Raw genomic sequence first — 13,017 nt, 5'->3', positions numbered from 1 at the left:
TAAATTATATAATAAGACACACGTAAATTATACATGAGAAGTCAGAGAGGATGGCAAGCAATGAGTAGATATGAAATAAATAAAGTAATTACAGAAGAGTTATATGTACGTGTTTATATTGGAGGGTACTTTCAATGACTATTTCCCATTCTAGCAAAAATATATACGCATTGGCTGCGATATGTTTGTCCGCACTAATGTTTGGCCTCGAAATTTCCAGTGTGCCAGTAATTCTGCCTACCTTGGAAAAGGTACTGCATGGAAACCTCAAGGATATGCAATGGATTATGAACGCCTACACCATTGCCTGTGCGACGGTTCTGATGGCAGTGGGAACGCTGGCTGACCGTTATGGAAGGAGACGTATTTTTATTATTAGCCTCGTCTTGTTTGGTATTACATCTTTGATTTGTGGCTTGGCACAAAACACATCGGTTCTAATCATCAGTCGATTTCTTCAAGGTGTGGGTGCGGGTGCAATGCAGATTTGCCAGATTGCAATTCTTTCGCATCGGTTTCAGGAGGAGCGGGAGCGTAGCAAAGCCTTTGCAGTATGGGGGATCGTATTTGGTATCGGCCTTGGTTTTGGACCCATTATTGGGGGGATGATTGTGGCCGTATTAAACTGGCATTGGGTTTTCCTGATCCACGTCCCACTGACTATCCTCACATTGATCCTTGTTTTTGGCGGTGTGGATGAATCAAGCGATCCTCATGCGGAAAAACTAGATATTATTGGCATCGTCACGCTTTCGTTGACGGTTTTTGGTCTGGCATACTTTATCACTCAAGGAACCGAACATGGCTTTACTAGCGTAGTATCCATAGGCGTTCTTGTTGCAGCATCAACAAGCTTCATTATTTTTCTTTTTGCGGAAACGCTTAGCGCCCATCCGATGTTCGACTTTTCCGTATTCAAGATACGTAATTTTTCCGGTGCTCTTCTTGGCTCTATCGGCATGAATTTCAGTTTCTGGCCGTTCATGATCTATCTGCCGATTTATTTTCAGAGCGGTCTTGGTTATGGCATTGTAGCTGCTGGGCTGTCTCTCTTGGCTTATGCTCTGCCAACCTTGGTGATCCCTCCCTTGGCAGAGCGCCTTTCGCTCCGTTATCAGCCGCGTATAGTTATTCCATTGGGCTTGTTCATCATCGGTACGGGCTTCATTTTAATGAAATATGGTAGTGGAGGAGATAACGCCAACTGGCTAACCATGCTTCCAGGTTCTCTGCTGGCTGGTATCGGGCTGGGATTGACGAACACGCCTGTAACCAACACGACGACTGGCTCGGTTTCGATTACACGTGCAGGCATGGCTTCGGGTATAGACATGAGTGCCAGATTGATCAGTCTAGCTATTAACATCGCTGTTATGGGATTCATTTTGCAGAATGGTATTTTGTCTTATTTGAAGGGAGCACTTCATGGGATTTTCGATACAACGAAATTGCGGACTTTAGCTGAGAAAATAGCGGCCGGAAATTTTACATCTCTCAAGCAGAGTTTTCCAGAACTGTCCTCTCTAGATACGTCAGGAGCCTTGGTCCATAAAGCTCTTGTGCACGGCTTTGGCTTGGTAATGCTATATGGTGGCATTGGTGTGTGGGTTTTGGCTGCGATTAGTTTCATGATTTTCAGATCCAAGAAAACAGGTAAAGTGTGAAGGGCATCGCTCCCACAAGTGGTTACCTCTCGTATGTACAAATAGGGAATTACCAAGATAGAATTTGCCTTTTTGCGGTCAAAGGGCCTCCTATGTGCCTTTTAAAAAGGAGGCAGATGTTATTCCAGCAGTTTTAGGCAATCGAATCTTTTTTAATTATGATGAATGTGATATTTGTAATGAACTTCATTTTAGCCTTCATGAAAACGAGTTAGCTAATTACCTAATGATGGACAGAATACTTATTAGAGCTCGAAAAAGGAGTTACAGGGTCTAACAAGGAGGGTAATCGTACGTAGAAGGTAGACGTCAGCAGTGGGCAAGAGCAAATAACAACATATACGCATAATAACGCCAATCAGTTGACATCTGTCAATGGAAAAGGACGATGGCAAACAAACGTATATTTATGATGCACTGAATCAATTAGTTGAAGTGAAAGACCAATCTGGTCAGAGAATACAGCAATACTGTCGAGAGGCAAGAACATGTTCCCATTGAAGTCGCTATGTTAGCGGCTTTTTTATATTATCGGTACAAATTCGTGTCCCGAGCCAAGGACAAGAACTTGTACCGATTGCCGGAATGGACAAGAACATAGTCCGATTACCGATTAGATGGATGTATAAATGAAAAGCCATGTAATTAAAACCTCAATAAGTAGCATTATGCAGGACAGATTTCGCATTTCAATTAAATGAAGATCTGAGTAGAAGTGTTGTGTCCTTTTGGGTGACTGAAACACTGAATGCTGTTTTTAGTCAAAGAAACCAGCTTTAATGCTCGGAAGTACTTCAATTAAAACTGTGATCTCATTTGAATTAGATAAAACAAACTTGTAAAAGCACTTTAGCAAAGAAAAGGGGGAGGAAACTGGATGTGATTTTGGATCAAAGGAGGGGAAACATATGCAGATATCGTACTTAGTGCTGATTTTGTAATTGTTAGGGACAAGAACTTGTACCGATTACCGTAATGGATAAGAGCAAGTTAGCGTTCCTCTTCCGCAATGGCTCGAAAGCATCGCTTGTTGAAGAGGAAAGGGAACTCAAGTTTGTAAAGCAAGATATAAGTTGCTGAATATATTGAAATGCTCGGGACTAAAATGGATTATATTCAAATTTTGATGTATGAAGCATCCTCCTTAATGACTTAAAATAGTTATCCACCTTGTAACCACCGCCCTATATGGGTGGAGTTTTGCTTCATGGATATACGTAGCTTAATGGTGACCGGACCACTGAAGAAGAGCATCACATAGGCTCAGTGTGAAGTCATGAACAGGGCTACCCTCTTCCATTAGTATCAGGTCAGATTCTGTTAAAAGCGTCTCTGGAGATGCGACTGCTATCATAAAGGTATAGGTTATGTGAGTTCTAATGAAATTATTCTGACTTTTGGACGACCCCGGTCAATTGTTGAACGATATCACTCACGGATCTGGAGCGGGCCATTCACACAAGAAGAAATTTTGATGAATATGACCTCGAAATAAATACAAAAGAGATGAATCCAACAGTATTTGCCGAAAAGATATTAAGTTTTATTAAGTCCAATAAGGAGTACTCGTATTTAAGAAATTACGCAAAAGAAATGTTAGTGTTTTCTAGATGGCGTATCCATCAGACAACGTCGCAATTCTTCACAAAATATCAACTTGAAATATCTAAGTCACAATAAAGGAGCCAACTAGATCCTTTTTTTGTGTTATTAGTTTACTCCCCTAAATCCCCCTTGTTGCTTTACTCTTGAGGATCATTTTTTTTGATAAGTCCATCTCTATTGAATTTTTAGTCCTCGATTCTTATTCATAGTGCTCAATTTTTCTTCTAATTGATCCCTCATATTACTGGGAACCCAGTAATAATTTACAACTAGTTTTTACGTAAATTAGTATATATTTATTTAGCTGTGTATTTTTGTGTTAAGGAGGAAAAATTAGAGAATAAATTTAGTCATGCATCTTAGAAAAAACGCGAGGGGAATATCACATGAGTTTATTTGAAGGAAAGAAAAAAAAGTATTACCGAGGATTATCGCTTTTTCTGGCAATCACAATTGCCGTTCAAACAATTCCAACGGAAGCGCTAAAGGCAAATGCAGCAAGTTCTGTTCCAGCTACTCTATCAAAAAAAATCACCACATCTAGAGTTGAACTGGAGGATCGTCGGACCCAGGATTCGGAGACATTTCTGAATTCAAACGGAACATTGACAACACAAATATATCAAGAGCCCATTCATTATAAAAGTAACAACAATAAATGGAGTAGATTTGATAATAATTTGATTGTGGATACTAACAATAACGTCATAAAAAATAAATCAAACGATTTTGAAGTAAAGTTTCAAAAGCGCAATTTAGACAAAAATCTAGTTACCATTGGTATGGATGGTTTATCCATTGTGATGGACCCCGCATCACAATCTGACAATCTAGACTCTGGATTTGTTAAAAATTCCCATGAAGGTGCTGCTTCTTACAAGAATAATAAGTTAAGTTTCAATAACTTGTATGACAACACCAATATAAATTACACAGTTGAGGACCGCAAATTAAAGGAAGATATTGTTCTGGATAAGGCACCTTCCGCTTCCTCGCCAGTAAAGTTCACATATAAATTCAAAATAAAAGGTTTGGGTATGGAACAAGATAGTACTGGGAAAATCTATTTTGTTGATAAGAAAAGCCACTTAAAAGTCTTTTATATTGAACAACCGTTTATGTATGATTCCTATATTCCAGAAGGGTACAAGAAGATAGAACAATCTGATGATATTCCTGAGGAAGCACGTTCCTATGACGTGAATATGAAATTGGTTAAACGAGGCTCTACATATTTTGTTGACATCATTCCTGACCGAGCCTGGCTTGAAAATCCTAAGAGGGTCTATCCCGTAACGATTGATCCTACAATTATCCGGTTTCAGCCAAATGCAGCCGACGGGAATGACACCAACATCCGCAGTTATTTCCCAACACAAACCGGTGGAACCGAAACCTCATTAGGCGTTGGATTATACAAAGACTCCACGCAAAACAATGTCATTCGATCTTTATTAAAGTTTAATGTTTCATCGATTCCAGTGGGTGCAAATATCTTAAGCGCCGATGTGAATTTATGGCTTTCCAGCGTGGCTAATGACACTAATGTTGAAATTGGTGCATACGAACTAAGCAAGTCCTGGTTAGAGGAAAGCACAAATTGGAACACCACAAATGGAACAACAGCTTGGACTAATAAGGGGGGCGACTACAAAAGCACTTTATTAGATTCAAATCAAGTTAGTTATCTAACTGATCTTGGGGTTAATTATAAATGGGATGTCACAAATCAAATTGATAAATGGAGAAGTGCAAACTACGGAATTTTGTTGAAAAGTTTATCTGAATCTACAAACTCGTATAAAAAGTTTATTTCGAGCGATTCTACATTGAATGCAACGAATCGCCCAATGCTGTCTGTTACGTATTTTAACGGGAGTCGTCTTGGGCTTGAAAAGTATTGGACATACGATAGCCATGACTTGGTCGGTGGTCGAAGCTATACGAATATGACTACAGGTAACAATGTTATCCAATATAATGACCTAAGCCTAAAAGGCCGTGGTGGTATGGGAGTTGACTTTACAAGAACCTATAATTCGAAAGCATTAGAAGATTCCCCACTCGGATATGGTTGGTCTTATTCGGGCAGCGAAGCTATTATGGAGCGTTATGACCGGAGTAAATTGGTCTATAAAGATTCTGACGGTACCTATCATGAATTCACCTATAATTCAACTTCCGATAGTTACCAATCTCCGCCGGGAACTTATTTAAAAATCACACGAACCACCGAATCATACGGAGCCGTTAATGGTTATGACTTAACTTATAAAGATGGTACAAAATTGCATTTTGATGCAAATGGTGATAGTTATACAGAAGTGTATACCGGAAAGTTGTTGTATGAACAAGATCTCCATGGAAATAAAATATCATATGGATATAACAGCTCAAACCAACTTACTTCTATAACAGATCCTAGCAATCGGGTCACTACGATGAATTACAATGTATCAGGGAAAATTTCTAATATCACAGATTTCGTTGGTCGTAAAATTAACTACGGGTATGATACCGCTGGCAATCTGGCAAATGTTGATGCTTATTTAGATGCAACCAATTATCGAATAACCAAGTTTTCCTACGATTCGAGCCATCACTTAACGACAGTCACAGATCCAAGTGGACGGAAAACGTCATTTACGTACAATAATGAATTATTGCAGAAGGTACAAGAACCTTTTGGTGAGGGAGCAAATGCTGATTTAGCAAGTCGACCTGGAACCACATATTCATATGATTTACCGAATTTTGTGTCAACAGCTACGGATCGGAATGGAAATACAACGACATATAATTCGAATTCGAATTATGTGGTAACCCAAATAACCGACTCGTTATCAAGGGTCACCCGCTTTGCTTTGGATGATAATTATAACAAGCTGGTAATTACTGATCCGAAAGGTAATGATACCATTAACACGTATGACCTCAATGGTAACATTACAAGTACAATGGATCCAGAACAACATAAGGAAATCTCGACATATGATAGTTATAGTAACCGCACGAGTTATACGGATGCCATAAATCAAAAGACGACCTATGAATTCAATATATTTGGTGATTTTCTTAAAGTTACAAATCCATTATTGCAAAGCACGAGTTATACCTATGACTCGTATGGAAATAGAACGTCTTCAACGGATGCTGATGATAATAAAACAGTCTACAAATATGATTCACAAGGGATCAATCAAGTTATTAGTGAAGATGCAGCGAATCAATTCACCACGATGGAATATAACGGTGCAGACCAATTGGTAAAAGTAACGGAGCCAAATGGACATGTCTCAAATTATCAGTATAATTGGCTTGATGAACTCGAGAATCTAGATGAAAGAATTTCAGCCAGTGCTTCCACGCCCGAAATGGTTTATGATCCTACGTATGATTCGAATGGAAATATTATATCGATAAAAGACACTGTACTAGGTGCTAGCCAAACAACCAACTACGATCATACAGCGACAAATGATGTTAAAAGTCAGGTAGTACAAAGTTCACCTCAAGTTGCTTATCAATATGACAACAATCAAAATTTGATTGCCTGGAACCCACAGAATGGATGGGGGCAAGGAATGTCTTTCTCTTATGATAAAGCAAATCAACTTAAACAAGTCAAGGATTCTAACCAAAAAACTATAGAAGATCTTAGTTATGATCCGAATGGCAATGTCACTTCAGTCCAACGGACAGATGCCGATGGTGTAGTCCAATCTCTAACGTATGATAATACGAATAGACTCAAGAATGTTGATTACAAAAAAGGGACAACATTATTATGGGGATACTCTTATGATCTTGATTCGAATGGACGAATCAAAACCGTAACAAATAACCTATCATCCTCATCTAGTTACGAATTTGATGAGACTGGTCGTTTGAAAAATTATACGGATAATACAGGGACAACGAGTTATTCTTATGACAACACCAGTAATCGTTTAACGATGACAAATGCTACTGGAGTTACCAAATACACGTATAATAATTTGAACCAATTAACGAATGTAAATGGACCCAATGGTACTCTGAACTACTCGTATAACGAAAAAGGCCAACTCACTGAACAAGGTAGTATTCATATTGAATGGAATACGGATGACAAGCTGTCCAAAGAAACACAACCAGACGGTAGCTCCGTTGAGTTCCGCTATAATGCTAAGGGGCAACGGACTGAGAAAATAGTAAAAAGCAGTACTGGTTCTATCCTTAATGACTACAAATACCAGTATGAAGATAGTACAGGAAATCTTATTGTAGAAAACAATATTACAACAGGATTAAATGTATCATATTCGTATGATGTTTTGGGTAAGCGGGTAAGTCAAACACAGAATGGAAAAACGTATTATTATAATTATGATGGACACGGAAATGTAGTAGGATTAACCGATATTAATGGTAATATCGTTTCCAGCTATTCATATGACCCTTGGGGTAATTTAACTAGTAAGACAGGAACTTTATATAATCCATTCACTTATAGTGGTTATTACTTCGATGAAGAAACGGATATGTTTTACCTATTCAACCGATATTACGACCCACAAGATGGTCGTTTTATTAGCCAAGATAATGTTGAGCCAATCGATTCAAATTTGTACATTTATGCTGCCAATGATCCAATTAACAGTGTTGATCCTAATGGAGATTTTGCATGGGCACTTGGTGTGTATGCGATACCAGGTGTGGGTGAAGTCGCTTTGGGCGTAACTGCAGCAGTAGGACTTGGTATAGCGGCAGGATATGGAATTAAAAAAGGATATCAGTATTTCGCAAATAGAGACAAAATGGCTAAGAACGATAGAATGAGAGGGAGCGAGGCGAAAAAAAGAGAAAAGAAACAAATAAATGATAAATTTGGTTCAAGGTCTCAAAGGGAAAAAAGTACAAAAGAATTACACCGAGATAAAAGAGATCAAAGAAATGATAACAATAGAAGTTGGAATGATTTGGACATGTATAGATAATTAATTATCAATTGATCTTAGTATTTTTGACCTCAACAACTTATTTGTTGGGGTCAATATTATAAAAAGGAGATGCAAAAAAATGACTTTTTTTGAACAAGGGGAAGAGTACTATGCAGAAGGTAATTATGATGCAGCATTAGTTTACTTTAAAAAAGCTCTCAATGATAATATAGATACCCAAGATACACTGAATTACATGGGAAGATGTCTTACAGAGTTAAAAGAATATAATGCCGCAATTGAAGTTTACGACAGGGCAATTAGACTATTCCCTACATGGGAAAGATTATACTTTAATAAAGGTTATGTCTATTTACAATTAGGCAATATTGAAGATGCATTAATTTTTTGTAAACGTGCAGTAATGATAAACTCAAATTCTGAAGATGCTCTGTATTATCTTGCCCTTTGTTATCAAAAAAAGGAGGAATTTAAGAAAGCAATAGAATACTATCAAAAATCATTAGCACTTAATACTAATCAAGAAGAGGCCCATATTAACCTAGGATTAATTTTTCATGAATTGGGCAATAATCAAGAAGCGCTCGAAGAATTTCATTGGGCTTTACAGATAGATCCATCATCAACTAATGCAATGTATAACAAAGCATTAGTGTTAAAGCATATGGGAAAAAAAGAGGAAGCTATTATCTATTTTAAAAAGATCCTAATATCAGAACCTGAAGATTACGATGTAAGGTTACAAATCGCAAAAATTTATCTTGAAGAAAATCAATTTGAATTAACAGCATATTATTTAGATTCAATATTAAGTTTTGATCCAAATAATACTGTTGCGCTTTATTTCAAAGGTAAGTTGCTTGAGAGGCAAGGCAATTATGAGACCTCAATTAAACTATTAGAACATGCCTCATCATTAGACCCGATTGATATAGATATTTTGTTACTATTAGCTCAAATTTATAGTTTGATCCATTTAATAGAAAAAGAAAGAGCTTGTTACATCCGCATCTTAAAAATTGACCCTGAAAATATAATTGCAAAAAATAAATTGGCATAAAGTATTGAAACAATGAAAGAAACTGAATGAGTACGAATGACATCATAAAGTTACCTACCAATATCCAAATTTGCTCCGTTAATTAAAGACAAAGGGCAATGCGTATTCTGTGAATCGACGTCAAAAACCGCAAAATTTAAAGGTCACGAAGTATGCAAGGTATTGAAACAACTTTGTTTCAATGCCGATTAGGTATGTAACTTCAACACATTCTATGATTGAGATCGGGGCTGCTAGGCTAAAAGCAGCTCAATTCTTGTTCAACATCTTTCTCTTCAATTAAGTATGGGATAACGGTATACTGACACCAAAACACAACACAACTGTCGAAGGACAAGAACATGTTCCCATTGAAGTCGCTATTTTAGCGGCTTTTTTATTTTATAGGTACAAGTTCTTGTCCCGAGCCAAGGACAAGAACTTGTACCTATTGCCGGAATGGACAAGAACATAGTCCGATTACCGATTAGATGTACATCTAAGGAGAACACTCATTTAATAGATTACATTAAACTACTTAGGATTGATCGCAACGAACTGACGTCTATACATATGTACAAAATACGAGTTTTGTGAAACAGTTGTTATAATTCAAACGAACCTCATCATTATCAAATCATTACATTGCACCCAATCAATTATCTTATCTTCAGTTAACTGATGATTCCATAATCAACTCAACTTACACTTACATCCCATGGATAAATGTGGCTTTTTCTTTTTATAACCCCCGAGATATTTTTAAATTCGTATGGATAAATATGTGATCCCGCATATTATAATTGTCGTATCACACAACTCAGTTATCTTAAATATAATATGCACTCATTCCAGCTTTATAATGAGCGCATATTATATTTGACTCTCTAAATTTCTTTGATTTTATCCTACGTCATTTTTAATTCTCGTGTACCCAAAATTCAATTATGCTGTTCCAGGTATTAGATTCATTTCCTTGCCCGACAAATCGAATGAATTTGGCCTGAACCGGTTCAAATTCAAATGTTTCATAAGCCGCCTGTTTTTGACTGGCCACATTACTTAATACTTTTTGGTAATTAATACCATCAGTTGATATCTCCAAATCGAAATAATTGGATCGCGTATGTCCATTATAGAATTGAATGCTTACCTGCCCTACTTGAGTCTGTTGCTCAAGCTCCAATTGCAGGTATTGGCCCTTTCCATCTGCAGACCATCTGGAGTCTGGATCACGATCGATCGTATGAATCGGCAGATTGCCATCATCTGCACTTGCCGTCACCTTGGTTACGACAGCGAACGGCCCTTCCGGTTCGGCCATAGGCTCTTTGACTTCAAATTTCTCCCGTGCCTCGACCGTTACGCCATTAAAGACGCAGCTCACGACGATGTCGACCTTTCCCGCTTTTAGCGCATGGAATGTAGTTCCTTCTGTATATCCAATCGTATCATCACTTGATGTGTACGTTACAGGAACATTCAATTCTGCGATGTTTACGATTTCTCCATTATCTAATGTTAGAAACGAGGATAATTCTCCGCTTCCGCCTGCGCTGATCGCATTACCTGTAACTCTCCAGCCGGGTACTGTTTTATTGGGACTTATGGAGATGTTCTCTGGAAGTACGGGTGTATCAGCTACCTTAAACTTCACCCGTACGTTCTGATTGTGGCCCCGATAGGATACAGTGATCTCTCCAGTTCCATTAGTCCCTTGCGGTTGCTTAATTTTAACCTTTGCATCCTTGGCATAAGCTTTTACAGAGATGATCGGCGTTTCAGTTGTACCATAAGGCAAAGTGTGGACGTAATCCGTTCTTAAGAACTGCATCCCCCCAATAGCTTCGCCATTCACCAACAGGGATTGAAGCCCCAGATGAATATCTTTGATGCGCTTCTTGCTCTGATCCTGATATAAACTTTGCGGGGATAAACGATCGCCCTCCCCAATGCCTTCCGCCATATCAAATGGCTGCGTATTCGCATCCGGAATAGAACCGACAATGTTGACGTTCACGCCGGTGTCCTTTCCTTTGGTTCCAATGACATATCCATTCCCGAATTGTTCTGATTCTACAATAACACCGGATTTACTAGGGTGTGCCGCCTGACCGGTCGTATTCCAGAACACACTTTCAGTGGTTACCACCCCATGACGATTCGTTTCGGATGATCCATAATCCCGTGTAATGGCAGAGATCCCGTCCCCGTTAACTACCAGGTTGTCGATCAGGTTCGCCATGCTTAAATACATATGGAAATCAGTTAATAATGAAGGTTTCTCAGAATACGAACCTTGCAGCACATTCCCGTTCGCAGAGAAGTTGGCATATGTGAAGCTATGTCTAGCTCCTATTGCCTTACTATTCTTAATGAGATTATCATTGCCAATAAATTGATATAAATAACCATTCCCATTCGCTCCACGATACTGCGGGTACTGCATGGTTACATGATCCACAGTGACGTTCTTCGTACGATCCAGAATAATACCCTTGGATAACAGGTGGTAATCTGTATTGCCAGCTGGTTTATAGGTGTTAATATTTCGAATCCAGCTGTTGGCCACTGCAATCACATTGACAGCTTTAGCATTATCGGCCTCATAACCAGCAGTCCCAACGACTTTGAAGTCATCTTCACCAAGCCCCGACTTCGCATTTTGAATGTTTGCAATTGAGAAATCCTCCAAACCTACTTCGACAATCGGATCTGCGGTCTGACTAATTGTGATATCATCGCGCAGCTTCATAGGATAACGTGTCGGAATGTCTAACGTGATCGTTTTATTCTCCGGATCTACGCCCACGATTTGGCGATAGAATAACGGTTCTACTTTACCAAGACGTGACGACCACTTGTTTTGCATGCCAAGTTCCCGTAAGAAACCCGGCGTCGTTTCGAATGAAATGACCACGTAATCATTCACCGCAAACCCGCTTGTGTCCTCAACGGGTAGCAGGACGGTTGGATCAGTAACCGACTTGCGAAGTTTCGCAGAAATTCCGGTTTTCTTCCAATCTCCGTTACCGATCCGGATAATGTCCTTGTTTTTCATATTTTGCTGTGCATTATAGATATGAGTCTTGTTCATCCCGTCACCTTTCAGGACCACACGACTTGCAGGAATGTTTAGTGAATAATCCTTGCCGTCCTGAGGGTTAACCTGATATGTACCCTTGGGAAGATACACGACACCCCCACCTAACGCAACAGCAGCATCAATTGCCTTTTGAATAGCCTGTGTTGCATCTCGATTCCCTGAAGGATCGGCAAAATAAGGTGATTTGGTAACGTCGATACGTTTGTTTTTAGGCGTTTTAGGTAGTTCTGTTTCCCCACGCCGATAACCGGCATACGAAAAGTCATGCAGAAACCTTCCCTGTTCATCTTTAAATCCAGGATACCAATCGTTTGGATAGAGTCTGCTTCTGCCATCCGCACCCAGAGATAGATTATCACCAGCACGATCAATAGATGGCAGTGAGTCACCCTCTGACGCTCGAACCTCCTGGGTTCCAGGTACAGACAATCCAACAGTCAACGTAAATGCCAACAATAAAAAAGGCCACTTTCTACGCATGCTTTCGTTCTCCTCCTTTTGGATTTCAGAGTATGTGAGCGGTTTCAAGAAACCCTATAGTCACCTCCGATTCTGCTCAAGCAAGAGCCATGTGCATGCCAACTCAGCATGTCATAACCGATTGTAGAGCACGAGGGAACGAAATTACATCAACAAAAACGACACTTTAATGCCCATTTC

4 protein-coding genes are annotated in these 13,017 nt (G+C 39.0%); 3 read left to right on the top strand and 1 reads right to left on the bottom strand.

Annotated features, from left to right (window positions below; translation table 11 throughout):
• Positions 1–134: 134 nt before the first annotated feature.
• From BUA17_RS06370 to BUA17_RS06360, 3 genes are all read left to right on the top strand, one after another.
• A complete protein-coding gene (locus BUA17_RS06370; RefSeq protein WP_072732965.1) occupies positions 135–1,664 on the top strand; it encodes an MFS transporter in 1,530 nt (509 codons plus the stop codon).
• A gap of 1,991 nt (positions 1,665–3,655) precedes the next feature.
• Positions 3,656–8,248 carry a DNRLRE domain-containing protein gene (locus BUA17_RS06365; RefSeq protein WP_063563817.1) on the top strand — a complete coding sequence of 1,531 codons (4,593 nt, stop codon included), beginning with the start codon at positions 3,656–3,658 and terminating at the stop codon, positions 8,246–8,248.
• Between the two features lie 82 nt (positions 8,249–8,330).
• Positions 8,331–9,272 (top strand): tetratricopeptide repeat protein, encoded by a 942-nt coding sequence (locus BUA17_RS06360; RefSeq protein WP_063563818.1) that lies wholly within the window; start codon positions 8,331–8,333, stop codon positions 9,270–9,272.
• Positions 9,273–10,170: 898 nt separating this feature from the next.
• Here BUA17_RS06360 and BUA17_RS06355 read toward each other — a convergent pair.
• A complete protein-coding gene (locus tag BUA17_RS06355) occupies positions 10,171–12,837 on the bottom strand; it encodes a discoidin domain-containing protein (protein WP_072732964.1) in 2,667 nt (888 codons plus the stop codon).
• Between the last annotated feature and the right edge of the window lie 180 nt (positions 12,838–13,017).

This window comes from Paenibacillus sp. ov031, from assembly GCF_900143165.1.
Classification (GTDB): Bacteria; Bacillota; Bacilli; order Paenibacillales; family Paenibacillaceae; genus Paenibacillus; species Paenibacillus marchantiae.
The sequence above is the reverse complement of the archived record's forward strand: the minus strand, read 5'-3'. Positions and strand labels throughout refer to the sequence as shown.